General features: G+C 67.9%; 24 protein-coding genes. 10 read left to right on the top strand and 14 right to left on the bottom strand.

Translation table 11 applies throughout. The features are described from left to right. Nucleotides 1-632, top strand: a 632-nt coding sequence (locus tag ACFFC4_RS18680) for a Shedu immune nuclease family protein (RefSeq protein ID WP_375503653.1), incomplete at its 5' end; no start/stop codon positions are given. Nucleotides 633-771: 139 nt separating this feature from the next. Here the strand turns inward: ACFFC4_RS18680 and ACFFC4_RS18675 are convergent. Continuing rightward, nucleotides 772-1137, bottom strand: coding sequence for a hypothetical protein (locus ACFFC4_RS18675; protein ID WP_375503651.1), 366 nt, complete (start codon nucleotides 1135-1137; stop codon nucleotides 772-774). A gap of 1337 nt (nucleotides 1138-2474) precedes the next feature. After that, a complete protein-coding gene (locus ACFFC4_RS18670) occupies nucleotides 2475-2885 on the bottom strand; it encodes a hypothetical protein (RefSeq protein ID WP_375503649.1) in 411 nt (136 codons plus the stop codon). Between the two features lie 448 nt (nucleotides 2886-3333). Here ACFFC4_RS18670 and ACFFC4_RS18665 point away from each other — a divergent pair, with 448 nt between their 5' ends. Together ACFFC4_RS18665 and ACFFC4_RS18660 are read left to right on the top strand one after the other, a co-directional pair. Then, nucleotides 3334-4221 carry a PQQ-binding-like beta-propeller repeat protein gene (locus tag ACFFC4_RS18665; protein ID WP_375503647.1) on the top strand — a complete coding sequence of 296 codons (888 nt, stop codon included), beginning with the start codon at nucleotides 3334-3336 and terminating at the stop codon, nucleotides 4219-4221. Then, nucleotides 4107-4685, top strand: coding sequence for a hypothetical protein (locus tag ACFFC4_RS18660; protein WP_375503657.1), 579 nt, complete (start codon nucleotides 4107-4109; stop codon nucleotides 4683-4685). Before ACFFC4_RS18665 ends, ACFFC4_RS18660 begins: the two co-directional genes overlap by 115 nt. A 90-nt stretch (nucleotides 4686-4775) precedes the next feature. Here the strand turns inward: ACFFC4_RS18660 and ACFFC4_RS18655 are convergent, their stop codons facing one another. Continuing rightward, entirely contained in the window at nucleotides 4776-5216 is a 441-nt protein-coding gene (locus tag ACFFC4_RS18655) for a hypothetical protein (protein ID WP_375503645.1), read from the bottom strand. Between the two features lie 314 nt (nucleotides 5217-5530). Then, entirely contained in the window at nucleotides 5531-6094 is a 564-nt protein-coding gene (locus ACFFC4_RS18650) for an RNA polymerase sigma factor (protein ID WP_375503643.1), read from the bottom strand. Nucleotides 6095-6403: 309 nt separating this feature from the next. On the opposite strand from ACFFC4_RS18650, the gene ACFFC4_RS18645 reads away from it, so the two are divergent. After that, nucleotides 6404-6973: a DUF6578 domain-containing protein gene (locus ACFFC4_RS18645; RefSeq protein WP_375503641.1), complete on the top strand. Its 570-nt coding sequence runs from the start codon at nucleotides 6404-6406 to the stop codon at nucleotides 6971-6973. Nucleotides 6974-7155: 182 nt separating this feature from the next. Here ACFFC4_RS18645 and ACFFC4_RS18640 read toward each other — a convergent pair whose 3' ends face one another. The 5 genes from ACFFC4_RS18640 to ACFFC4_RS18620 all read right to left on the bottom strand — a co-directional run bounded on the left by ACFFC4_RS18640 (nucleotide 7156) and on the right by ACFFC4_RS18620 (nucleotide 11027). Then, a complete protein-coding gene (locus tag ACFFC4_RS18640; protein WP_375503639.1) occupies nucleotides 7156-7305 on the bottom strand; it encodes a hypothetical protein in 150 nt (49 codons plus the stop codon). Then, the gene (locus tag ACFFC4_RS18635; protein WP_375503655.1) at nucleotides 7302-8258 is read right to left on the bottom strand and encodes a glycosyltransferase family 87 protein; all 957 of its coding nucleotides are present in this window, start codon (nucleotides 8256-8258) and stop codon (nucleotides 7302-7304) included. Before ACFFC4_RS18635 ends, ACFFC4_RS18640 begins: the two co-directional genes overlap by 4 nt. Nucleotides 8259-8426: 168 nt before the next feature. Next, nucleotides 8427-9209 (bottom strand): class I SAM-dependent methyltransferase, encoded by a 783-nt coding sequence (locus ACFFC4_RS18630; RefSeq protein ID WP_375503637.1) that lies wholly within the window; start codon nucleotides 9207-9209, stop codon nucleotides 8427-8429. 997 nt (nucleotides 9210-10206) lie between these two features. Next, the gene (locus ACFFC4_RS18625; RefSeq protein WP_375503635.1) at nucleotides 10207-10461 is read right to left on the bottom strand and encodes a hypothetical protein; all 255 of its coding nucleotides are present in this window, start codon (nucleotides 10459-10461) and stop codon (nucleotides 10207-10209) included. Nucleotides 10462-10466: 5 nt separating this feature from the next. Next, complete coding sequence (locus ACFFC4_RS18620; protein ID WP_375503633.1) at nucleotides 10467-11027, bottom strand: hypothetical protein; 561 nt, start codon at nucleotides 11025-11027, stop codon at nucleotides 10467-10469. 209 nt (nucleotides 11028-11236) lie between these two features. Here ACFFC4_RS18620 and ACFFC4_RS18615 point away from each other — a divergent pair, with 209 nt between their 5' ends. Together ACFFC4_RS18615 and ACFFC4_RS18610 are read left to right on the top strand one after the other, a co-directional pair. Then, nucleotides 11237-12781 carry a hypothetical protein gene (locus tag ACFFC4_RS18615; RefSeq protein WP_375503631.1) on the top strand — a complete coding sequence of 515 codons (1545 nt, stop codon included), beginning with the start codon at nucleotides 11237-11239 and terminating at the stop codon, nucleotides 12779-12781. Between the two features lie 23 nt (nucleotides 12782-12804). Continuing rightward, on the top strand, nucleotides 12805-13398 hold the full coding sequence (locus ACFFC4_RS18610) for a hypothetical protein (RefSeq protein WP_375503629.1): 594 nt from the start codon (nucleotides 12805-12807) through the stop codon (nucleotides 13396-13398). Nucleotides 13399-13425: 27 nt separating this feature from the next. On the opposite strand, the gene ACFFC4_RS18605 is transcribed toward ACFFC4_RS18610, so the two are convergent. From ACFFC4_RS18605 to ACFFC4_RS18590, 4 genes are all read right to left on the bottom strand, one after another. Continuing rightward, nucleotides 13426-16209, bottom strand: coding sequence for an AAA family ATPase (locus ACFFC4_RS18605; protein ID WP_375503627.1), 2784 nt, complete (start codon nucleotides 16207-16209; stop codon nucleotides 13426-13428). A gap of 43 nt (nucleotides 16210-16252) precedes the next feature. Next, nucleotides 16253-16516, bottom strand: a complete 264-nt coding sequence (locus ACFFC4_RS18600) for an acyl-CoA-binding protein (protein ID WP_375503625.1) — start codon at nucleotides 16514-16516, stop codon at nucleotides 16253-16255. 95 nt (nucleotides 16517-16611) lie between these two features. Continuing rightward, on the bottom strand, nucleotides 16612-17880 hold the full coding sequence (locus ACFFC4_RS18595; protein WP_375503623.1) for a deoxyguanosinetriphosphate triphosphohydrolase: 1269 nt from the start codon (nucleotides 17878-17880) through the stop codon (nucleotides 16612-16614). An 8-nt stretch (nucleotides 17881-17888) separates the two neighbouring features. Continuing rightward, the gene (locus ACFFC4_RS18590) at nucleotides 17889-18440 is read right to left on the bottom strand and encodes a YbjN domain-containing protein (RefSeq protein WP_375503621.1); all 552 of its coding nucleotides are present in this window, start codon (nucleotides 18438-18440) and stop codon (nucleotides 17889-17891) included. Nucleotides 18441-18457: 17 nt separating this feature from the next. On the opposite strand from ACFFC4_RS18590, the gene ACFFC4_RS18585 reads away from it, so the two are divergent. Next, nucleotides 18458-19300, top strand: a complete 843-nt coding sequence (locus ACFFC4_RS18585) for an NAD(P)-dependent oxidoreductase (protein WP_375503619.1) — start codon at nucleotides 18458-18460, stop codon at nucleotides 19298-19300. Nucleotides 19301-19310: 10 nt separating this feature from the next. Here ACFFC4_RS18585 and ppdK read toward each other — a convergent pair whose 3' ends face one another. Then, complete coding sequence (gene ppdK / locus ACFFC4_RS18580; RefSeq protein WP_375503617.1) at nucleotides 19311-22007, bottom strand: pyruvate, phosphate dikinase; 2697 nt, start codon at nucleotides 22005-22007, stop codon at nucleotides 19311-19313. A 216-nt stretch (nucleotides 22008-22223) separates the two neighbouring features. Between ppdK and ACFFC4_RS18575 the strand changes: the two genes are divergently transcribed. The 3 genes from ACFFC4_RS18575 to ACFFC4_RS18565 are packed head-to-tail and all read left to right on the top strand — an operon-like array spanning nucleotide 22224 to nucleotide 24962. Then, the gene (locus tag ACFFC4_RS18575) at nucleotides 22224-23321 is read left to right on the top strand and encodes a ferredoxin reductase (RefSeq protein WP_375503615.1); all 1098 of its coding nucleotides are present in this window, start codon (nucleotides 22224-22226) and stop codon (nucleotides 23319-23321) included. Between the two features lie 43 nt (nucleotides 23322-23364). After that, the gene (locus ACFFC4_RS18570) at nucleotides 23365-24573 is read left to right on the top strand and encodes a fatty acid desaturase family protein (RefSeq protein WP_375503613.1); all 1209 of its coding nucleotides are present in this window, start codon (nucleotides 23365-23367) and stop codon (nucleotides 24571-24573) included. Nucleotides 24574-24623: 50 nt separating this feature from the next. Continuing rightward, nucleotides 24624-24962 carry a hypothetical protein gene (locus ACFFC4_RS18565; RefSeq protein ID WP_375503611.1) on the top strand — a complete coding sequence of 113 codons (339 nt, stop codon included), beginning with the start codon at nucleotides 24624-24626 and terminating at the stop codon, nucleotides 24960-24962. Nucleotides 24963-24989: the final 27 nt, after the last annotated feature.

Below are 24989 nucleotides of genomic sequence, written 5' to 3'. Positions count from 1 at the left end.
GCTTCCACGAGTTGCTCGAAGACGATGACGCGTTCGCTCAAGCCGTAGCCGAGATCCCCGGCAGCAAGAAGGAGGGCGTCTGGCAGAACTTCTTCGAGGCCAATCCATGGATCCTGGGTCTGAGCCTCAACGGTCAACTGCTGACCAGCTGGGACGACGAGAAGCTCGAAAAGATCGTCGCTGGGCGCACCGTAGCCGGGGTCGGCAAGCGCGCGGACGCGCTGCTCGCAACATCGGGGCGAATACGCTCCATGGTGTTTGCCGAGTTCAAGACACACCAGACGCCGCTGCTTAGTACCGAGTACCGCGATGGCTGCTGGGCTCCGTCAACCCACGTTTCGGGCGGCGTGTCGCAGGCCCAGGGGACCATCCACCGCGCATCAACAGCCATCGGCGAACGCCTTGCGCTTCTGGATAAGGACGGTGCTGAGCGACTTGGTGAATTTGGCTATCTACTTCGGCCGAAGTCGTACCTAGTCGTCGGCCGCCTAGACGAGTTCGTTGGTGCCTCGGGTGGCCATCACGTTGATAAGGTCCGCTCGTTCGAGTTGTACCGTCGTCAGCTCGTCGACCCTGAGATCGCGACGTTTGACGAGTTGCTCGCCAGGGCGGATTGGCTCGTTGCCTCATGAGCCTCGGGCGTTGCCGTTCCCGAATGCGCTCCTCCCCGTGGTAGCGAACGATCCAGGAGCGATCGTCACCACCTGCACGCAAGCGATCCTTCGCCGGCACTCGTAGGACGACTGGAATCGCGTTCGGAAGTACCTGCCGTCAGCCCGCCACCACCTGCAAGTGCAGTGAACCGACCCTCGAGATCCCAGCAGCGGGGAATCGGCTGCCGGTTGTCCCTATGGTGTCCCCATGGTCCATGGCATGTTTTGCGTCGAGCACGCAAGGCACGAGCACCTTGTGGACGCGACGGCTGTCTGTGACGGCCGGAGCGTCTGCCCCGATCACGCCGAGGCTGCTCGGCACCTGGTCCCGATCGCATCGACCGAACAGTCTGGCCAGTGCCAGTGGTGCCGTCTGGCGCACCATCGTGCCTACTTCGTCGTCGATCAGCTTGCGCTGTGCGTTCGGCATGCTGCTGACGCGGTGTTCAAGGAAGACGACATGGGTGCGCACAATATGGCGCACGCGGCCTACCTCAGCCTCCGAGCTGCCGGAGTGACGGACGCCTACTAGCCCGATGGATCGAGCGCCAGCCGAATCAGCGATGACATTCCGGTAGACGATCCGCCAGCAGGACAGTGAAGTCTGCGCAGTGTGCGGCAGCTGCTCACTCGGGTGACGGGCTACGTCTGATCGGCGAGGGCTGAACCGTCGCGGCCGATGAGGTCCACACGGTGGATGTCCAGTTCGCGTGAGTGAACCAACACGGCCACTCGCGCGCCCAGCCGATCCGGATCGCCATACAGGACGAGGTCCTCCCGGGTCCCGTCCGATAGCGTGATGACTACTGCTCGGACGTCGGCTGTAACCCGAGCGATACAGATGGCAGGCGCATCATCGCTCGAGCCGGTGCAGACGTTGACACGATGGCCCGGTTCGATGGCCGGCCCTGCGCAGCCCGATCCCCATGGTGTTCGTCCGTCGGGAAGCGAAAGCTCGACGATGGTGTGCAGGTCGTCCGCGTCACCCGATACATCCAAGGAGCCACGAGGCGCCTCCTACGGCGACACCGCGAGCAAGAATCGTCATCGGCACACCACTGGCCCGACGGTCTTGGTACCACGCTGCCATCGTGTCTGACGCGCACTCGGTCCGCCACCCGCGACGACGGAGTCCGACTCTTCGGCGAGCAGCCGCCATGACGCAAAGCTGAGCTACTCAGCTGCCCGCATCACACGCAGCGCGCACCGCTGTCGATTGCCCACGTCCCATTTAGCAGCCGCACCGCATGCAGCGAAGCCGAGCCGTCGACGAGCGTCGCCTCACCGCGACCGACCTTCCCGGGGTCAGCCGCCACCCACACCGACGACTTCGTCCCAAACCCCGCCACTGCGCCGCGACGAACGAACAATTGAGCAGCCCCCACCGGATCTGGGCACCTCGGAACCCCTCGGCAAGCGATAACTCAAAGCCGCTGCCCCGCGTCCGGCATGGAAGCGGCGCAGAGCGCACCGTGGGCTCCAGCGGCTTCGACCTCGGCCGCACCGTTGTCGACAACGGCGTCGCCACCGGAGTAGTCGATGAGGCGTGGCCGACCGTCACCTCGCCCCTGCCCGCGCAACCTGACACAAGGACCGCGGCCGCCAGACCAAGAACGTCGCTCCCGCGCGCGTCCTCGACCCAGCCGTCATCGCTGCGTCCCTCCCACGCTTACCCAGACACAACTGCCGCCGGTTTTGTTGCCCAAACCGCTCACAACACCCACCTTCGAACATTCGGACTACGTAGGCCACCGGTTTGTTCACCCGAACATCGGACATCATCGTCGTGAAGGTCTTTCTGGCTGTTCTGCGGCTCGGCCCCTACGGCTTGATCAGGGTGATGGCGACCGGGGCTGAGATCACAGCGTGACGAATGTTGCTCGTGTCCAGGTGCAGGCCATACCTACCCAGGGGCAATCGCGGCATCTGGTCGTGATTGATACCGATACAGGCAGGAAAGCCTGCGGTCACCCCGGCGTGCGGGTCCTGAGAGCAGGACCGGTAGGTCGTCTCGACGGTGCGCGACAATCGCGTAATTCCCGGGTGGATCGTGTCGTTGGCGCAACCGACGGTCGAATACGCCGGGTCGAAGGGGATCGCCGCCGAGGCAAGTCCCGCGGCGAGCCAGCCACTACATTTTCCTGGAACTGGGAACGTGTGGCCGAGGCCATTGACGAGTACGACGCTGGCGATGAAGTCCCGCTCGTCAGACGCGACCCGGGCGGAAGGCACCTGGACGTAGATCTCGACCTTTCCACTGACGGATGGGTAGTGGGTCGCCAGAGCGCGAGTCGCGGTGCGGCTGGGCTCGTTCCGGGGCTCGGTGCGGGTGTTGGATGCTGACTTACCAGGGTGTGAGGACACGGTGTCCGGGGCCGAACTGCACGCGGTCGCAGTGAGTGCGAGCGCCGCGACCGAGGCCGCGATGAGCGCGACCGACTTCCTGCGGGATCCGACCTTTCGACGTCGCACAACATCCTCCCTGAGGTCTTCAGCATTATGACGTGGCGGACCCGTCGTTCGGTTCCCGCTGCGGGCACGATCGCCCTGGGTCGAGAGTCAGCCCGAGGAAGGGATTCAAGTCTTGCCTGCCGACCGCGGTTGGACTCGACCGAGGCAATGCAATTCGGCACGCTGCTTGGGGATTGGACCGTGCGCCGGAGGATGCGAGGCTTGATCAATGCATCAAGCGAAGAGCGCTGTGCCGCCCGAAGGACACGGCTCCGAGGACGAGTCGGCCGCAGCTCTTGCGCGTTACCGGGCCGCGCAGCGCAAGCCCCGCATCGTCTACGCGGCGGCCATCACTGTCGCCGTTGCCGTGCTCGCCGCCCTCGTCGCTGTCGCCTACTCCCGCGGCGAGGCCAACAACACCACGTTGAGGACGGCTGCACGCGCACCGGCTCCGGTGCGCCCGGAAGCCACCACGCCCGCCCCTCAACGCCAATGGACGAGCAGCGACACCGCTGCCTTGGGCGTCCCGATCGCGGGCGGCATCGTCGTCACCTACAGCTCTCACACGATGCGCGGGCGCGATGCACTCACCGGCCACGTCCGCTGGTCCTACACCCGCTCCGATCGCTCGATGTGTGCCGCGATCCAGGCCGGCGGCGTCGCCGTGGCCCTGTATCGGTTGTCCGGAAATTGCGACGAACTCACCGCCCTCGACGCCCAAACAGGTCAGCGGCGATGGACACGGACCCTTGACGAGGACGGAGTCCCGTTCATCGGCACCGCCAGATACCAGGTGCTGGGCCAGGAACTCATGTTCGTGTCCGACACAGCGATCTACGCCATTTCGGCCTCGGGCAACCAGTACGCCGGTAACGACACCGGAGGCGTGGACTACTGGGTGTTCAATCACCCGGGCTGCACCATCAGCAACGCCGTGCTCGGACAGAGCGGAGCGTTGATCAGCCAGACCTGCCGCGGCCAACGATGTGCTGGGCTGACGCATTGCCGCAACGGCTCCCAACTGCTGCTGCGGCCCGCGATGAATCCAACGGCGCGGCGAAAGGGCCCGCGGCGAACCCCGACTTCGTCACCTGGGACATCCCGACAGCAGCACTGATCCCCGCGACAGCCAGCAACTCCGTCACCGCCCTCGAGCCCCTCGCCGGCCGGCTCGCGATCCTGAACTCCCGGACCGGCTCGACCGAACATACAATCGCACTGCAACCCGGACGCGATCTCGCCGAACCGGTGTCGGACACCCCGACCAGCGATGCCGACCTGATCTGGGTCGGCGGAACGACCTACGCGCTCCGCGCCGGCGAATCCACCTTCGCCTGGCACGCCCGCACAGCCGGCCCCCCGACCGTCTCCCCGCCTGACACCGTCACCGACCCCAACGTATCGATCAGCCTCGCCGGCGCGCGACTGTTCGTCACCGGCACTCGCAGCGCCGTCCGACTCGACACCACCAATGGCCTTCCCGCGAGCCGATACCCGCAGCCGGTGACACCAACAGGTCGGATCTACCCGCTCGGGGACGGACTGCTCGCCTCCGGCCCCAACATCAGCTACTACGCCTAACGCCGACGTGTGTCCCGACCGCCGGTCGGGACAGGCCGATCCGCGACCGGGCGTCACGCGTAACTGCTCGCGGCAAGCACATTCGCTTCTCTATCCGCTGGTCGGTGCTAATCGCTTGATCGCGACGATCGCACCGCGCTTATCGCGGCCGACGAGCGTGCTCGACATCGATGTGACCTTGGGGGGTACGACTCCGATGGCCCAGCCGTTGGCGGGGTTCACGGTGAGTGCGTAGCTCTGTCCGTCCGGGTAAACGAGATCGATGCGGGTGATGGCCGGCAGGGTGGTGTGGGCGACCACCTCATAAGTGAGCGACGGCCAGGGCCGGCCAGCTGCGCTGAGACCACCGCTGAATTTTTCCGTCGGTGGTTTCGGATAGTTGGCAGGGCGTTTCGACTCGCACCCCACAGCGCCGTCCTCCTGCCCGTCTGGACCTACTGTGCGAACGTCTTGGCAGGTCTGGCCGGCTGAATTTCTCGCTATCCAGACCTGGTCCCTGATGCCATTGGCGCTGACGTGCTCGACGAGCATGCGCACGTCGGTGACCTTCGCGTCAGGAGCGCTGACGGAGTGAATAGCCCGGATCACCCCGGGTGGGGTCACCCCCAGCGCGACGGCCACCCCGCCAGCGATCAGAAACCCGAGTGCGCCCGTACCTACCGCGACCTTCTTTCGACGAGCCAGACCGAAGCGCGACCTGCTGACCGTCCTTCCGAGATCGGAAGCGTGGCTCAGTATGTCGTCCCGCATTGCCAGTGCCACGGGGTCCAAGGTGTCCTGCGAGTCGTGGGCCGGCATCGGATTGGTGGAGGCGATTCGGCCCAATACGGCGTCGTCTTGAATGTTCACTGAGTGCGCTCCACTGTTACGCCCGAAGTGGCAGGGTGAGGTTGGTCGTCGGCTCGGTCGGCGACTTGCAGATCGGCGGCGAGCCTGCGGCGAGCACGATGCAGGCGAACGGTTACTGCGGATTCGGAACAGCCCAGCACGAGCGCTGCGTCACTCAGCGTGACCTGTTCCCAGCACAGGAGTCGGATGACCTCTAAGTCTTTGCCGCGCAGGCGGGCCATCGCTGAACGAGCTCGATCGACCGACGTGATCAGCTCGCTCGGATCCCTTGGTCCCGATGTTGTCCTGGCATCTTCCGCCAGGCGACCCCTCAGCCCAGACCTCCGTCGGGCGCTGCGGCGATAGTTACCCACCGCGTTCCACGCCGCTCTATAGAGCCATGGCAATTCGGGAACCGGAACCTCGTCGAGCTTCGTCCAAGCCAACAGAAATACGTCCGCGACCAAATCATGTGCATGGTCGGCAGGTACGCGCCGGGCGACGTACCGGAGGAGCAACGGGTAGGTGCTTTCGAACGGTTGCTTGAACCGCTCATGTCCGTTGTCGACTTCGGCCACCATGACCTCTTTAGGTCGCCATCTGCTCGAACCTTATGGTCGAGGAGAGATTGGACGGCGGGACTCTCTGCAGGCGTGAAGTCGCAAGCGGACCCGCCAGCGGATGCTGCCGGCTCTGGCCAGCTTCTATCGGCAGCCGGTCGCTCAGCCCCGTAACCGGATCCTCTTGCGAGATCCGGCGACCACGTTCGACAGCCGGCCGCCGAGCCGTGGTCCAGTCGTTGAGCCGGGCGTCGGCGAGCCGTCGAACGGGACGTATCCAGCAGTCGTTGACCAACCCCGATTGACAGTTCCGCGTTGCTCCATACTGGCGTGGTGTCGCTGTGGCCGGTGCAAGTGGCGTCTTGGCAAATCGAGTGTTGCGGGACGCCGCCGTCGGTGGGTGACGTCGTGGAATGGCAGCTGTCCTGGCTCTCGCCACAGCCGGAGTCCGACTTCGCGGTCCGTGAGGTCACGTTCATGGAGGCGACGGCGCTGCCACGCTCCGGCGCAGTTGTCGCGGACTCTGGCGTGGTTCTGCAGGCGGGGGCGTTGGCGGCCTGGTGGGACGGCGGCACCGTCCGCACCGCCCCGTTTCAGTTGCGCGGCTACCTCGTCGAGGATCACCACGGCTCCGTGCCGGATAACCTCCCGACCACCCGCGGAGTCGTGCGCCAAATCGATGTGGCGACCTGCGCCTACCGCCGCGAGTTCGCGGGTGGCCGAAGCTGGGTGCCGGTGCCTGGCAGCGAGCGGCTCCGTCCGGTTCGGAAGAGTCCGAAGTGGTTTCGCCACGACCTGCCGCGGGATGACACAACGGCGGCTGGCGAGTTGGAAACTGGGCTGCTCATCATGCTCGACGTTGCCGACCGCGAGGTCGACGCCGACGAGCAGCGGGTCTAGCTCGGCACGTCGCACCTAAACGGAGTCACCGGAGTTCGGCTGTCACGCGTCACCAGATGAGGATCGACAGCTGGGGCAGCGCGGCCGCAGTGTGGTGGCGCCTGGCGCGGTCGGCCCTGACGAGGACGCCGCCACCCGGGCACACCGCGTGCTGATCGTCGACTCGTCGGTGACGAACGCCGTCACAGCTCGTCGCCGGTCGCGCGCGCCCGGATCGAGGCGAGGACGAACAGGGCCGCGACGACGGCCGCCAGCGGGTACGAGCTCTGCACGGGCACCCGGAAGACGGTGAACCGGTGAATCATCCCCTGCGTGACGAGGTTGATGATCACCAGGTAGGCGGTGAAGAAGACGGCCGCGGCCCGCGCGCGCGAGCCCAGCGGGGCGGCAGCCAGCCCGGCGATCCAGGGCACGAACCAGACCCAGTGGTGCGACCACGACACCGGCGAGACCAGGCACCCGGTGATACCGACGATCGACACCGCGAACGGCTCCCGGCCGTCGGCCGAGATCCGCACCGCGATGCCCAGACCCACGACGAGGATCGGAACGACGAGCGCTGCCCAGAGCGGCTTCGCGACGCCTGAGCTGGTGAGCCGTTCGGCGACACCGAGCACCGACTGGTTGCTGGCGCGGGTGATGTCACCCAGCCCGGTGCCCCGGACAAGCTGTCGGTCCAGTACTTCGTCGAGGAGTGCGGCAGCAGCAGCCACGACCCGCCGGTAACGACGGCGAACGTCACGGCCGCAGTCCCCGCGGCTCGGAACCGTCGGCGCAGCAGCAGGTAGCCGACGAAGATCGCCGGGGTCAGCTTGATCGCGGCGGCGAGCCCGACGAGGACACCTTCACCGCGGGCTCCGCGACGTCCGACGAGATCGACCATGACCATCGCCGCGAGCAGCAGGTCGACCTGCCCGTTCCACAGGGTGGTGCGGACCGGCTGGCATCCGACCAGCGCCACGACGAGCACCAGCGTCGCCACTGTCGGCGTCCGGCTCAGGCGGCGCAGCAGGTCGCCGTCCGAGAGGCCGATGAGCACGGTGAGCGAGCCGAGCGACAGCAGGGTCATCAGCACGATGTCGAGGCCGAGCGGCAGCAGCGACGGACCCGCGAACAGCAGGGCCGCGAACGGCGGGTAGGTGAAGCCGTACTGCCGCACGCCGACATCGGACGAGTACAGGTCGTGACCGTGCAGCACCGCGCGACCGCCGGCCAGGTACACCTTGAGGTCCAACACCTCGGTGCCGTTCAACAGCCGGCGACACGGCCACAGCACCGTCAGCATCAGCATCGCGGCCACCACCGGGCGGGTCACGGGACGGCGCAGGTCGAATCGCGGACGGGTCCGCGCCGACCCGGGTCGAATCACGCACAGAAGATAGCCCGCGCCTCGGCACCGGCCGCCGCTCGGCACCCCCGTTTGTACGGCGGTGGAGATCGACTGACCGCGATGTCAGAGTGCCAGGGAGGCGACCATGTACGCAGCCACGCTGGGCAGCCGAACGACGCCGTCGACCTCAAGCGCCCGAGCGCGCTCTCGCATCTCGACCTCGATGCGCGCCTGCGTCGCCACGTCCTGGGCCAGGTAGGTCTCACCGATCGACGCGACTCCGCTGCTCACAGCCGCCCACAGGTCGTCCCAGGCAACGGTCCACACCCACTCCAGTTCTCGGGCGACGACAGTGGTCAGGCCGGCCGCGGCAGTCAACGCCTCGAGCCCCGTCGGCGACCGGTCGAAGTCGACTTCGGCGGGTAGCCGCTGGCCGGACACCGGCACCGCGCCGGCTGCGGTCAACGACTCGGAGAACAGCACAGCCTGGGCGGTGCGCCTCCCGGTCCACGTGGTTATCGCCACCCGACCACCCGGCCGGACGACCCTGGCCAGCTCACGCACGGCAGCGCGCGGATCCGGCAGGTGGTTGATGACGATATTGGCGGTGACGGCGTCGTAGGCGGCGGACGGCAGGCCGAGCTCGGGCAGCGACATCTGCTCGACGTGCGCTTCGGGTGCCTGACCGCGGGTGAGCTCAACCATGTCCGGATCTGCGTCGACCGCCACCACCGACCGGCCCGCTGCCGCCGCCGCACACGCCAGCGTCCCGGTGCCGCAACCGACGTCGAGGTGATCCGGCCCGAACGTGTCGGCGAGCAGCACGTCAACGGTGCCTGCACAGAGCGTGGCGAAGGAGCGCCGGTAGGCCGCGCCGACCCCGCTCCAGCGGGAGCTAGCCGACATGGAGGGGAGATCGAGCGGGCGGCAGCACCGTCCGAGTATCCCGTGCTCCGCGGGTCACGACGCGCCCCGCCGACGCGCTTTCGTGCCTAAGATGCGTCCCGCGCGGCTCGACGCGGCCCCGGGCCGGCGCCGCGGTCCGCACCGGCGACCCAGGGAGCGTTTCGATGCCTGCACGCGACGCCGACGACTCCGCGCGGCCACGTCCGCGCCCCACCTCGGCCGAGGTGCCGACACCACCCGCGAACCCTTGCTATGCCATCGCCGCACCTACACGCGGGTGACGCCGCCGGCGTGACCCGCTCGACCGAATATGTCTTGCGTCAAGTAGTGGCAGGGACGGCTTGTGTCACAAGCGGACCCGTCATCAGGACGAGAGCGACCCCTTCGGTCGTAACCAGCTCGCTGATGATCTGGTGTCCCGTTAGCCCTGCCCGGAGGATTCCCGCACGGGTGCGCCAAGCGGGGCGGTAACTTACGCGCCGAGACAGGCCTGGCGAGGTGTCCTTGTCGTCGAGGGCCTGGTGGGGTCGGATGCGGTTGTAGATGTCGCGGAACCGGGCGGTCTCCGTGGCCAGCGCACTGCGGTCGTCTATCGGTGCGTGAACTGGTGCCCGTGCTCAGCGGGCCGACGAATTGTTCAATGACGCCGTTGGTCTGCGGCGCGCGGGTACGGGATGTGGCGCAGCATCGGGCCTTCGCCGGCGAACGCGGTTTTGGTAAGTCTCGCCCCGGAAGCACGAGCCGTTTTCGGGCACGACGCCATCGGTGCCGAGACGACGTCGAGGACCTCACCGGTGGTGGCGTCGACCAGCTCTAACTCGCCGCTGTCCTCGCGTAGATCATCCAGGTCTAGGACACCTTGAGCTGAGCGTCGGCGACCACAGCGTGCAAACAGGCAAGTGCATCCGAGCCGCGTCCTGTCGGGGTGCGAGCACGGCAGGCACAAGCAGCAGCCGCGCCTCCACGGGCACCGGAGAACAAGCCCTGAATTCACTTCTTACTGCGCCGTCGCGCCGTCTGCCTGCGCCCAGATCGCGGGCGTGATGCGGTCGACGCGCCAGCCTGCCTTCGCCAAGGCCGCGGTCACCGTCGGCTCATCATCGGCCTCGACGAGGGCGAGAACGACGTCGTCGGCAGGGACGACCACAGCGCAGACAACGTGCACGTCCGCCGGCACCGCGGGCAGTGGCTGCGCCCGCCCGGGGGTCCCTGTGTCGTCGTACCGCTCGACGACGAACAGTTGGCCCGTCACCCGCCCTACTTCAGCTTCGGGATCATTGCGCGTATGAGGGCGACGGTGAAGCTGTCGGGGAACGAGTTGTCGGTGGCGGAGATCGTCACGTTGCCCACCCGAACCACCGGGTCGTCGCCGTCGTCGTACGCCTCATCGCCGAGTCCGGTGGTCCTCGTGTCGTTCGGACCCACATGGAACGATGCCGCCGGCTGGAAGCGGAAGGTGGCGACGCCCTCCTCGACGCCGTCGGCGATCCCGAACTTGCAGCTCGGATCAGTGCCGGACTGCAAGGTCGCCGTCAGCTTGTAGACCGTGGACGCGTCCTGGAGCTGGTCGAACCCCTCGGCGTGCCCGACGCGGTTCGCGTCGGCCGGGGTGAGCAGGGAGCAAGGGTGCAGGGCGGCGAGGTCGATCGACGGGCCTGCCGGGGCGGACGACGTCGGGCTCGGCGCGGTCGCGGCCTTGATCTTGGAGTACTGGGCCTGGGCCGCGGAGCTGCCGCTCGAGCCGCTGCTGCTGCAGGCGGTCAGTACAACCGCAGCGGCCGCCAGCACCGCCAACGCGCAGGGCTGGGTGGTGGACATGGTTCGTGTTGATCTCGTGGTCACGAAGTCAAGCTAGGTCGAGCCACACCTTTGACGAATCAGTCGGTTCCCTACGTTTGCCGCGGCGTCGGTTGAGTTGCAGCCGGGGCGACCCGCGTAGGGAAACGCCCGATTCATCGGGGCTCCCGTAGACCTAACTTTCTGACGTGGTCGACAACCGAGCGACGCTGCGCCGACGCTGTGCGCGTTTGCCAAAGCTGCTGGTGCCCGTGGTGACCGCGGTGGTGATGCTGGCGGGCTGTACCGGCGGCCAGGGGCATCCCTCGTCCTCGCGCGCCGTGAAAACCGACGGCGGACACAGCGGTCGCGTCGTCCAGCTCCGACCGGCCGCCACGCCCACCGGAGCGCAACGGCACTACGGCACCACCATCGGGCGCATTCCGGGCGTCACCTACCAGTCCGACGTGGTCGTGCTCGGCGGCGGGGCGTCGTCGATCCAGTCCGCTGACGGCAGCGGGTACGTGTGGACCGTCGACGACTCGGCGCCCGGCGCGGGCAAGCTGCGGGTCGGTTCGGTCATGATGGCGACCACGCTCGCGACGGGCCGGGTCCTCGCGATCAAGAACGTCGCGGGCGGCGGGCGGCAGGTCGTCCTCGGGCCGGTCGCACTGACCGACGTGATCAAGGACGGAAAGTTCACCACGACGACACCGATCGCGGTCGACAATCCGCTCGCCTACACCTTCCCGTCGGATCCGACGGCCCGACAGATCCCGGACACCGACGCCCAGGCCGGACCGCACTCCGTTCGCGAGCACAGCCTGACCGGGGCCGGTGAGAAGAAGCCGCCCACACCGCACCTGTCGCAGATCCCGCACGACGTACCGTCCGGTCTGCCGTCCGAGGGAGGGGCGGCCGGCTCGGTCGGCGTCACCCTGCCGCAACCGACCAGCCAGCCGACGCCCATCAACGAGGGCGACGTCAAGCTGACCCCGAGCTGCTGTTCGCCAATTCACGTCCTGGTGGATTACCAGGGCAACAACGGCAGGATGCACGGCGATCTCGGACTCGACGTCGGCCACCCGCAGATCCAGGCGTCGGTGACGATCGGCGGCTCACACCTGCTCGACGCCTCGGTCAAGCTCTACGACGCGGCAGCAGTCTTCTTCGACTTCAACGCGGCGACGCGCAACGTCGACGGCAACAAGCCGAGGACGATCTTCCGGCTGCCGGTCGAATTCACGATTCCCGTGACGCCGTTCTCGGTGTCGGTGAGTTTCAACCTCAGCATGGCGATCCAGCTCGCCGGCCAGGCCACCCTGGCATCGGACGCCAAGTACGCGTTGGACGGACCTATCGGCGTGTCGTTCGTCGATGGCAGCCTGAAGACCTTCACGCCCACCGTCAAGACCGTGACGAGCCTGTCGAAAAGCGCCTTCTCGGCCGGGGTGTCGGTCAACGCCATCTCGCTGGCCTTCAACGCCTCGCTGAGCATCGGCTTCGGCGTGCCCGGTCTGCACGTCGGCCCGTATGTCGGGATTACCGCGTCGCTCGCTTTCGACAAGGACGGCAGTCCACCGCTGACGTCGCTCACGCTCGGTTGCTCGGTCGCAAGAGTGCTGATCACCGGGGTCGTCGGCGTCGGTTACTCGATCTCCAAACCGATCGCTAAGGCGATCAACTTCTTCTTGAAGATCTTCAATGTGAAGCCGATACAGCCAACCGCAGGGCCGAGGTGGCCGTTCACCATCTGGGATCCGGGGCAATCGCAACGCTGTCTGAAGCGAAAATGACGCGCTCAAAAGCTGGAGGATCCGTGCACCGCACCATGCTGCCCATCACTGTCACGCTGGGCCTGACGCTGATCGTCGCGGGCTGCTCGTCCGGAGGCGCGACGGCGACCCGCACGGTCACGGTGACGCGCACCGTCACCGCCCCGGCGTCCCAGTCAGGGGCGTCCCAGCCGGTGCCGACGGACGCCGAGTTGACCGGCGTACCGGCAGCGCCAACTGCGTCCGCCGCCGCCCTGCCGGACCCGTGCACGCTGCTCCCGTTGGCAGACGCGACGAAGCTGGCCAACACGAAGTTGAACGCACCAACCAAGGCCGGAGCGCCCGGAGCGCCGACCCTGTGCCAGTACGTCGGCCCGACCTCCGGCCCGACCGCGCAGGTGGAGGTGTTCGTCGGCGACGGCGCGAAGTCGCAGCTGCACATCGACCGCGACAACCTGCACCACAAGTTCGTCAGCATCGCCGGCATCGGTGACCAGTGCCTGGAGGAGGACGACGATGCATTCGTCCTGAAGAATGGGCTCCTCGTGTCGATCAACCTCGTCCGGTTGAACCCCGCCGCCCAGAACAAGGCGCGTCTGACCGCGGCCGCCCGCACGGTCGCCGCCAACATGCCCTGACCGAGCTGAAAGGCGTTCGAGAGCTACCTACGTCTGAGCGTGCGCGCGGGCCCGGAGTGCCGCCGCGAGCTCTACCCGCCGCCCGATCGCGAGCTTGCGGTAGGTGCGAGCGAGGTTGGCCTCGACAGTCTTGGGGCTGATGAACAGGGCATCGGCGATTTCGCGGTTCGTGGCTCCGGTCGCGGCGAGTTCGGCGACCCGCAGCTCTGAGGACGAGAGCTCATCAGGTGTCCCGATCCGCCCTCCCGTCCGGTCGGCGTCGGCCCGGGCGCGGGCGGCGAAGGCCGGGGCGCCGAGCGCGTCGAACTCGGTAGCCGCGGCAAGCAGAGCGTCACGCGCGGCACGCTTGCGACGTGCTCGCCGGTGCGCAAGGCCCACGACGAGCAGACAGCGGGCCCGGTCGAACGGCACGACATCTGCGGGTGTCGCGTCACGGGCGGCCAGCAGCGCGTCGACGAGCGGCGTGGTGTCCTGGCCCGCCGCACTTGCGATCAGCACTCGCGAACGGGCGAGTGCGAGCGTCGTCCACGGCCGGGGCAGGCGGTCGTGGCGTCGGGCGAGTCGGTCGAGGGCGACCTCGGCCGTAACCAGGTCGCCAATGCCGACGCAGGCCTCAAGCCAATCCGGTTCGAAGCGTGACGCCAGCGGTTCGGCGAGACCGGTCGCATTCATCGCCGCGTTGAGCTCGGCATATGCCGCCGCGGCATCGCCCGCGCGACCGTCGGCCAACGCTACGAAGGCGGTGAGCTGCAGGCTGATCCGATGCAGCCACGGGTCGCGCGACACCGCAGCCTCGGCCAGGCCGGCCTCGCCCGCCGCCCGGGCCTCGTCCGGCCTCCCGCGCAGCGCGTCGAGTGTTCCACCCAGCCAGCGTTCTGCCGCGACACCCGCACCTAGCTGGGCCGCGAGCTCGCGCGCGCTGGCGATCCACGTCGCGGCCCCCTCGTAGTTGCCGGCAAGTGTCTCGGCCTCGGCGAGGTGTTCCATCAGCTCGTGCTGCAACGGTTCGTCGCCCGCGCCGATCGCAACCTCGAGCATCCAGTGCAGTCGCTCCCGGGCCCGCTCATGCTGATCGGTGCCCTTCCACCAGATCGCCGGGATCGTCCCGGCCAGCCAGGAGGGGTTGCCGTCCTCCATCGCAAGGGCACGGTCCAGCAGATCCACCCTTGGTGGAAGACCGGTGCGCACCTCGTTGAGGAAAACCAGCATCAGCACGGACGCAAGCAGCGCGCGGTCGGTGCGACCCAGGACGCCGGCGCCGCGCAGGTCGCGCTCGCCGGCTACTGGCTCGTTCTCGAGCAGTGCGAGGGCCGCTTCGGCGTGCTCGCGCGCCGGCGCCGCCAAGTCGACGAACACCGCGAGGTGGGCGTGGATCCGGCCGGCCAGTCGTGACGAGGGCGTCGCCGAGGCGAGTGCGCGCTGCGCCGTCGACGCCGCGAGTGGCAGGTCGTCGGTGGCGAACGCGATCGCGGCGCGCAGCAGCAACGCTTCGGCGAGCAGGTCACCGTCGAGGTCGCCGGCCACGGCGTCGACCTGCTCGGCGGCGAGACGGTAGTTGCCGCAGTCGAACAGGCAGTACAGCGCTCGCAGCCGAAGGGCCACGGCCCCGGAGCCGTCGACAGTGAGCGCGCCGGCCCGCTCGTAGAAGTCCGCAGCCAGGTCCGGGGCTCCTCGCGCGCGGGCTCGCTCGGCCGCCTCGGCGAGCTCGAGCGCAACCTCGTCGTTCGCTTCGGTGGCGCACTGGGCGAGGTGTCGTGCCCGTTCGTCGCGGTCGGTGCTCGACCGCGCGAGCACCTCGTGGAAACGCCGCCGGACCCCGGGCGGGATGCTGGCCCGGACGGCGCTCGCGTACACCGGGTGGACGAAGCGGACGTAGTCAGCGTCGTCCACCGTCACCAGGCCGACTTCCTCCACCGCGTCGAGTGCGTCGGCGGCAATGCCAGCGGCCGCCAGCTCCGACACATGCGGGGCTGACAGCAGCGCCGCCAGGCGGGCGGCCCGGACACTGTCGGGACGCAACGTGCCCAGCGAGGCGTCGACCAGTTCGTACATCGACGCGGGGACGGGGAAGTCACCGCCGGGTCCGGGCATGCGAGGCAGGCGAAGCGCGGCTCGGGTGAGTTCGATCGCGAGGAGGGGATTGCCGCCGGACTCCCGCGCCAGCCTCGCGACGATTGGCCGGCTCAGCGAGACGCCGAAGCGCTGCGCCAGTAGGCGATGCAGCGGGCCGACCCCGAGCGGCGTCAGCCGCAGCCGCTCGACCGGGTACCGAGCGTCCAGCTCGAGCGGGACACGCGGGTCAAGACGGTCGCCCGTACGTCGGGCGACTGCGACGCGAACCCGTGGCGACACTCGACGCAGTGCAAACTGAAGCGCACGCTCGGTGGGCGGGTCCAGCCAGGGAGCGTCGTCGATCGCAACCAGCAGGCCGGTCGAACTGCGGTCGGCGACCGTATCGAGCAACGAACGGACCGCCGCCGCCAGTGCCCGCTCGTCGACGGGCGCAGAGTCGTGCTGCAGGAGCAGGGCCGAGCATGCAGCGCGCAGTTGTGGCGCAGGCAGGCTGTCCAGGTCGCCGACGAGGGGTTGCAGCAGGTCACCGAGGGCAGCGAGTGGGAGCGCGGCCTCGGTCTCGGTCGGAGCGCAGCGCAGAACAACCGTTCCGCGCTCCTGTGCCTGCCCGACCAGCGCCGTCAGCAGGGCGGTTTTACCGATCCCGGCCGGCCCTTCGATCAGTACCCTGCCGGCGGTGCCCAGGGTCGAGACGGCAAGCTCGAGCACTGCGTCGCGCCCGACCAACGTGCCGCGCACGTGCGCCAGTGTCGCACGGCGTCACGGGTTGCCGTGGGCCGGATCAGCGACCGAGCAGCCGGTTCACCTCCGCGATGTAGCTTGTCTTCGCGTCGTCGGCAGATGTGCCCGCGACCTTCGTCCATGCCTCGTACTTGGCCTTGCCGACGAGGTCGAACCGGCCTGGCTTCTTCGCGCCTGTCGCGTCACCGGCGGCGCCCTGCTTGAACAACGCGTACAGACGCAGCAGGTCGTCGTTGCTCGGCTTGCTGCTCAGCGTTTTGACGTCGACCTGCGCCTGCTGGAACTGCGCATCGAGATCCGTCATGGTGTCTCCCGCTCGTCGGCGGCTGCACTGCCGCGGTCGTGTTCCACCGTAGAGCGCCCACCCGGTTCACGGGCGGCCCGTCCGTCCCGCCGTGGTCAGCGCGGTCGGACGAAACGCTCGTGCCATGCCACCGCCGAGGTATCAGTCAGCTGGGCGACCTGGTCGATCACCACGCGCAGCCGGTCGGGGTCGGACTCGGCCGCCTGCCAGGCCGGCGCCAACCCGCGGTCCAGCGTCGCGGGCGCGCCGTCGACGAGCGCGGCCACCAGCTCGCCGAGCAGCCGCCGCTGGCCGGCCTGCCGGTCGGTTGTGCCCTCGCGACGCATCACGAACAGCACGGCGACGGCTTTGAGCAACGCGCATTCGGCTGCCACCCGGTCAGGGACGATCAGGTCGGCCGCATAGCGCGAGAGCGGCCGGTCGCCATCCCGCGATAGCGGCTCAATGCCGTAGCGGTCCTGGGTTGCCACGACGGCCGCCCCGACGAAGCGTCCGGTCAGCTCGCTCGTCGCCCGCTTGGCCGCGACCTGCGAGCGGTACGACCCGTCGTAGCCCGCGAGGTCACGCAGGGTCGGCAGCTGCAGCAGGTCGTCGAGCACCGGCGCCAGCTCGTCGGGTCCGGACGTCGAGTACTGCGTCGCGGCGATCCCGCACAGCGCTGCTCGGTCGTCGTCGTCCAGAGCGCCGAGGCGGATGTGCCCGGCGTGCACGCCGTCCTCGACGTCGTGCACCGAATAGGCGACGTCGTCGGACCAGTCCATGATCTGCGCCTCGAGGCAGCGACGACCCTGCGGCGCGCCCGCTCGCAGCCAGTCGAACGCCGGCCGGTCGGCGTCGTAGACCCCGAACTTCGGGGTGTCCGCGCGACGCGACCACGGGTACTTGCAAGTGGCGTCGAGCGCGGCGCGGGTCAGGTTCAGACCGGCGGCGCCATCGGGGCGCAGCACCTTGGCCTCGAGGCGGGTGAGCACCCGCAGCGTCTGGGCATTGCCCTCGAACCCGCCGCACGGCTGGGCCACCGCGTCCAGCGCCGTCTCGCCGTTGTGCCCGAAGGGCGGGTGCCCGATGTCATGGGCCAGGCCCGCAGCGTCGACGAGATCGGCCGAGCAACCCAGCGAGTCCGCAATCTCGCGACCGATCTGGGCCACCTCGAGGGAATGGGTCAACCGGGTGCGCGGGAAGTCGTCCTCGCCCGGAACGACCACCTGCGTCTTGTCGGCGAGTCGACGGAACGCGTAGGAGTGCAGCACCCGTGCACGATCGCGGGCGAAGTCCTCACGGTCCCGCGCCCCACGCTCGGCTCCCGCCCGCTTAGGCGGCTCGTCGACCCAGCGGGCGCGGGCGTGCGCGTCATAAAGAGCCACAGCCCGGGTCAGATCTGCTCGTCGATCCAGTCGCTGAACCGCAGCAGGATGTCGATCCACATCGCCACGGCGTACTTGACCTGCGCACGAGTGGAGCCCTCGAAGTCGTGGCACTGCTCCGCGCACACGCTGACCATCCCGTCGTCGGGCAGGATCGTGTACGCCTTCGCGAACAACCGGGTGCGGTTCCACTCGTCCAGCAGGACAATCAACGCATTGCGGTCGTCGACATCAAACCTGCGGGTGAGGTAGAGCCGGGCCTGCAGCACTTCGTTCTTGTCGCCGTAGAAGAAGAAGTACACCGTGCACTTCTCCCACCGCACAATGAGATCGCCGTCGGAGTCGATCGCGTGGCGCAGCCCGAACTCGTCGAGCAGTTGCTGCACGAGTCCCACGCTGGGCAAAACCTGGGTACCACCGTCAGGCAGTCCGCGACGGGCGAGCGACGGCATCGCTGGTTGGTTTCCGGCAACGGCATCGACGTCGGACGGGTTGCGAGGCCGGCGGCGGAACACGCCTCGACCGTACCGGGTGACGAGCGTGCCATCCGGTGTGCTCACGACAGAGAGGTCAACCGATGAGAGTCGCGCTGATCGGCACCGGGACCATGGGGGCGGGCATGGCCCGTTCCGCCGCCCGAGCGGGCCACGAGGTTGTTGCTTGGAACCGCACGAAGGCGAAGGCCGAGCCGCTGGCCGACGACGGCATCGAGGTCGCCGACTCGGTTGCCGCGGCAGTCCGGGGCGCAGATGCCGTCGTCTCCATGCTCTTCGACGCGGCTGCGGTCCTCGACATCACCGCCGAGCTGACCGACGCCTTGGGCGCCGACGGTGTCTGGCTGCAGTCGGCCACCGTCGGGCCTGCTGGCATCGCCCGCATTGCTCAGGCCGCCGGTACTGACCAGCTGCTCGACGCACCGATGCTGGGCACGAAGCAACCGGCCGAGCAGGGCAAGTTGGTGCCGCTCGTATCGGGCCGGCAGGAGCTGATCGCGCGAGTTCAGCCGGTGCTCGACGCTTTCGGCGCCAAGACCGTCGTGGCCGGTGCCGAGCTGGGCAAGGCCAGCGCGCTGAAGCTGGCCTGCAACGCGTGGATCCTGTCGATCACCGCCGCTACTGCCCAGTCGGTGTCCTTGGCCCAGGGCCTCGGGGTCGACCCGCAGCTGTTCCTGCAGGCCATTGCGGGCGGCGCGTCGGACACGCCCTACGCCCAACTCAAGGGCGCCGCGATGATCGACGGCGACTTCGCGCCGTCGTTCGGGCTCGACGGCGGTCGCAAGGACCTCGGCCTGATCGACGACGCAGCCCGCGTGGCCGGCGTCAACGTTGCCCTAGTCGACGGGCTGCGCGCGCTGTTCGACGCGGCCTCGCAGGGTGGGCACGGCGACGACGACCTGGCCGCCGTCTGCACCGCGTTCTGAGTGGGTGTCGTCAGTCCTGCGTCGGTCCCGCCACCGAACGCCCGGCCTCGAGGCGGGCCACCGGAACGCGGAACGGTGAGCACGAGACGTAGTCCAGCCCGACCTGCTCGAAAAAATGCACCGAGTCGGGGTCGCCGCCGTGCTCGCCGCAGATGCCGAGCTTGAGCCCGGGACGTCGGGACCGGCCCTTCTCGACCGCGGTCTCGATCAACGCACCGACACCCTCGACGTCTAGGGACTCGAAGGGGCTGACACCGAAGATGCCCTTCTCGAGGTAGGCGGAGAAGAACGCGGCCTCGACGTCGTCGCGGCTGAAGCCCCAGGTCGTCTGGGTGAGGTCGTTGGTGCCGAAGGAGAAGAACTCGGCCGCCTCGGCGATCTGGTCAGCGGTCAGCGCAGCGCGCGGCAGCTCGATCATGGTGCCGACGAGGAACTCGAGGTGCACGCCGGTCTCGGCCCGCACGTCGCGCGCGACCTCGATGATGGCGTGCTTGATCGTCTCGAACTCCTGGACGTTCGCCACCAGCGGCACCATGATCTCGACTCGCGGTACCCCGCCGATCTTGAGCCGAGCCGCTGCTGCTTCCAGGATCGCGCGGGACTGCATCTCGAACAGTCCGGGAATAACGACACCGAGACGGACGCCGCGCAACCCCAGCATCGGGTTCTGCTCGTGCAGCCGGTGCACGGCCTGCAGCATGCGCAGGTCGTTCTCGCGTTCCTCGCCCCTGGCCTCGGCCACCGCGACGCGTACGGACAGCTCGGTGATGTTGGGCAGGAACTCGTGCAGCGGCGGGTCCAGCAACCGGATGGTGACCGGCAGGCCGTCCATCGCCTCGAGTATGCCGACGAAGTCCTCGCGCTGCATCGGCAGAAGGTGAGCCAGTTCCTGGTCGCGGTCGTCGTCGGTGTCGGCCAGGATCAACCGCTCGACGAGGTGTCGCCGCTCGCCCAGGAACATGTGCTCGGTCCGGCACAGCCCGATACCTTGTGCGCCGAACCGCCGGGCGCGGGCGGCGTCCTCGGGGTTATCGGCGTTGGTGCGCACGGACATCCGACGCACGCCGTCGGCGTGGTTCATGATCCGGTCGACGGCCCGCACGAGGTCATCGGCGTCCTCGCCCAGGGCGTCCAGTCCCTCCTCGAAGTAGCGCACGACCGGGGAGTCGACGACCGGTACCTCGCCCAGGTAGACGTCGCCGCTGGTGCCGTCGATGGAGATGACGTCGCCCTCGCGGATGGTGCGCCCGCCAGGAGCAGTGACGACCCGCTGCTTGGTGTCGACCTTCAGCGCCTCGACACCGCAGACGCACGTCTTGCCCATGCCGCGCGCGACGACCGCGGCGTGCGACGTCTTGCCGCCCCGCGAGGTCAGGATGCCGGCGGCGGCGATCATGCCGTCGAGGTCGTCGGGGTTTGTCTCGCGACGTACCAGGATGACCGCCTCTCCGGAGCGCGCCCACTTGACCGCGGTGTAGGAGTCGAAGACGACCTTGCCGACCGCCGCGCCGGGCGAGGCGTTCATCCCGCGCGCGATCGGCTTGGTGCCGGAGTCGTGATCGAAGCGCGGGAACATCAGCTGGGCCAGCTGCGCGCCGTTGACCCGCGAGATGGCCTCGTCCATGTCGATCAGGCCCTGATCGACCAGCTGCACGGCGATGCGGAAGGCCGCGGCCGCGGTGCGCTTGCCGACACGGGTCTGCAGCATCCACAGCTTGCCGCGCTCGACGGTGAACTCGATGTCGCACAGGTCGCGGTAGTGCTCCTCGAGCGTCTTCATGATGCCCATGAGCTCGTCGTAGGAGGATTTGTCGATGGTCTCCATGTCGGCGAGCGGCACCGTGTTGCGGATGCCGGCCACGACGTCCTCGCCCTGCGCGTTCTGTAGGTAGTCGCCGTACACGCCCTGCGCGCCGCTGGCCGGGTCGCGGGTGAAGGCCACGCCGGTGCCGGACTCCATGTCGAGGTTGCCGAACACCATGGAACAGACGCTGACCGCGGTGCCGAGGTCGCCCGGGATGCGCTCCTGACGGCGGTAGATGACGGCACGCTTGGTGTTCCACGAGTCGAAGACGGCGCGCACGGCAAGGTCCATCTGTTCGCGCGGATCCTGCGGAAACGGCCGGCCGGCGTGCGTGATGACGACGTCCTTGAAAGTCTCGACCAGCTTGCGCAGGTCCTCGTCGTCGAGATCGAGATCGCTCTCGATGCCCTTGGCCTCCTTGGCCGCGTCGATCGCGTCGTCGAAGTGCTCACCGGCGATACCCAGCACGGTCTTGCCGAACATCTGGATCAGGCGGCGGTAGGAGTCGAAGGCGAAACGCTCATTGCCGGCCTGGGCCGCCAGACCGCGCACCGACTGATCGTTGAGACCGATGTTGAGAACCGTGTCCATCATCCCGGGCATCGAGAACTTCGCGCCCGAGCGCACCGACACCAGCAGCGGGTCGTCGGACTGCCCGAGCTTCTTGCCCATCTCCTTCTCGAGCGCCTCGAGGTGCTCGGTGACCTCCTCGTCGAGCCCGTCCGGGATCCGGCCGCTCTTGAGGTAGGCGCGACAGGCCTCGGTGGTTATCGTGAATCCAGGCGGCACCGGGAGCTTTAGGTTGGTCATCTCGGCGAGGTTCGCGCCCTTGCCGCCGAGCAGGTCCTTCATGTCCCTGTTGCCTTCGGCGAAGTCGTAGACGAACTTGATGAGTGGCGGCACTGGGGTCTCCATCCGTCCGGATCCGGTTGGATCCGATCAACATCCGAGCAACGTCCGAGCAACATCCGATCAACATCCGAGCAACGCGGTGGCCGCAGCTTAAGCCGTGCAGGTTACGGGTAACACTGCCGGTACCCTTAGCCGGGTTTCAGTTGACACCTGTGCACTCAAACTGACACCGTGGTTTCGCACCGCGGCAGCGACGAAGGAGACTGCATGGTCGAGATGGGCGCCACCCCGAAGGTGTCTCTCGTGCGCCGCCAGGTGTCGAGGATCGGGCGAGCGATGACCACCCCGTTGCTGCCCGACGACTACTTCGCCCTGGTTCGTCCGACCTGGTCCACGCGGGAGTCGACCGGCACCGTTGTGCGCACGATCCGCCACCACGGCAACGCCGTCACCGTCGTCATCAAGCCCGATTTCGCGTGGCCCTCGCACCAGCCGGGGCAGTATCTGCGCATCGGGATGGAGATCAACGGCATCCGCCACTGGCGGGCCTATTCCATCACCTCGGACCCCGACCACCCGTCGGGCCTGGTCAGCATCACGGTGAAACACACCGAGGGCGGTCGCATGTCGCCGGTCTTCAACACGAAGGTCGAACCCGGCCAACGCGTGTACCTCGGTGAGGTTGAGGGCGAGTTCGTCCTGCCTGATCCGCTGCCGACGCGCACCCTGTTCATCTCGGCAGGAAGCGGCGTCACCCCGATCATGGCCATGTTGCGTGAGCTCGAGCGCAAGCACGCCCTTGACGACGCCATCCATCTGCACAGTGCCAAGACGAAGGACGACGTCATCCTCGGCACGCCGCTGCGCTCGCTCGCCGAGCGGGAGACGGGGTATCGGCTCGTCGAGCTCTACACCAGCGAGCGTCCCCGACTGACGCCCGAGGGCCTCGACGAGTTGTGTCCCGACTGGCGTGAGCGCGAGACCTTCCTGTCCGGCCCCCGCGACCTCATCGACGCGATCGAGAAGCGCTTCGCCGACGAGGGTCTCGCCGAACACCTGCACCTCGAGCGGTTCCAGCCGGTGATCGGTGTCGGCGGTGGCTCCGGCGACGGCGGCACCGTGCGCTTCCGGGTCACTGAGCTGGAGGCCGAGTGCGAGGGTGGGGTGTCCATCCTCGTGGGCGGCGAGCAAGCCGGCGCGAAGCTGCCGTTCGGGTGCCGAATGGGCATCTGTCACACCTGCGTGGGCCGGCTGCGCGACGGCGCCGTCCGCGACCTGCGCACCGGCTCCATCACCGAAGCCAACGGTCAGATGGTGCGCACGTGCATCAACGCCCCGGAGGGCGAGATCGAGATAGACCTCTGACCGTCCGCTTGATTCGAAGACACGACTACCCGAAAGGATGCGCATGCCCGCAAAGTTCGCGCTCCCGTACAACCCCGAGAACCCGCTGTACCGCCTGTCGCCCGAGCAGATCGAGGAGCTCGGCAAGGAATTCGACACGCTGCACGACGAGATCTTCAATACCCTCGGCGACACCGACGCGCAGTACATCCGCAACATGATCACTTTGCAGCGTCGACTGATCGCGATATCACGCGGGGTACTGCTGTTCTCCCGGTTCAAGCCGGCATGGGTCCTCGGCACCACGGGGCTGTCCGTGGCCAAGATCCTCGAGAACATGGAGATTGGCCACAACGTCATGCACGGGCAGTGGGACTGGATGAACGACCCGAACATCCACTCCTCCACCTGGGACTGGGACACCGCGTCTCCGGCCGCGGCCTGGAAGCATTCGCACAACTACGTCCACCACACGTTCACGAATGTGATCGGCAAGGACAAGGACGTGGGCTACGAGATCATGCGGATCGACCCGCGCCAGCCCTGGAAGCCGTCGTTCCTGCTGCAGCCGATCTACAATCTGCTGCTGATGGCGTTCTTCGAGTGGGGCGTCGCCGTGCACGACCTCGACTTCGGCGCGGTACGAAAGGGCAAGAAAACCCAGAAGCAGTTCAACGACGAGCTCAAGGCCATCGGCACAAAGGGTGTCCGGCAGATCGTCAAGGACTACCTGGTGTACCCGGGCCTGTCCGCGGCCGCGTCCGGCCCGGCCAACGCCAAGGCCGGTTTCAAGTCCGCGTTCTGGGCCGACTTCACCGCCAACATCGTGCGCAACGTGTGGTCGAACGCCATCATCTTCTGCGGGCACTTCCCGGACCAGACGTTCGTGTTCACCGAGGACGAGGTGCAGGACGAGAGCCGCGGCGCCTGGTATGTCCGTCAACTCGTCGGCGCAGCCAACATCGACGGCGGTCCGTTCTTCCACGTCATGAGCGGCAACCTGTCCTACCAGGTCGAGCACCACCTGTACCCGGACATGCCCAGCTCCCGTTACCAGGAGATCGCGCCGAAGGTCCGCGAGATCTGCGAACGTTACGGCCTGCCCTACAACACCGGCCCGATGCGCAAGCAGTGGGGCGGCGTTCAGCGCACGATCCTGCGCCTTGCCTTCCCGGGTGGTCAGCGTCGTCCGAAGGGCGAGCCGTTCGTCGAGGCGCCCGAGGTCAAGGCCCAGCGCGAGCACCAGGACGACCGCGTCCCGGCGTTCCCGTGAGTCGCGTTCCCCTGGGTGGTCTTTCCCTCAGCGGCCTTTCGATCAAGGCTGTGCTGAGCCACCTGAAGCCGACGCCGTGGGGGGAACTCAGCACGCCGCGCAAGGTCCGCCGGGTGGTCGGGATCGTGTCGCAGATCGGCGCGCTCGGCATGGTCGCCTCAGCTCTGACCTCGGAATCTGAGGTCGGGCTGCGGGCCGACGGATCGACCCGCAAGGAACACAAGGACGACGAGTCGGTACAGGGCGACGCAGTACAGGGCGACCCGAAGGTGAAGGCTCAACGCGATCAAGCCGGCGAGGAAAAAGACAGCACCGGCTCCGGCGATACCGAGGCCCAGAGCGGCAACGCCGCCGAGGACACCGAGAAGGCCGCCGACTCCACGTCCTGACACACTCCAATGATCAACAGCGCCGAA

Source organism: uncultured Jatrophihabitans sp. (assembly GCF_964244045.1).
Classification (GTDB): Bacteria; Actinomycetota; Actinomycetes; order Mycobacteriales; family Jatrophihabitantaceae; genus Jatrophihabitans.
Note: the sequence above shows the minus strand (reverse complement) of the source record. Positions and strands in the feature narration are given on the sequence as shown.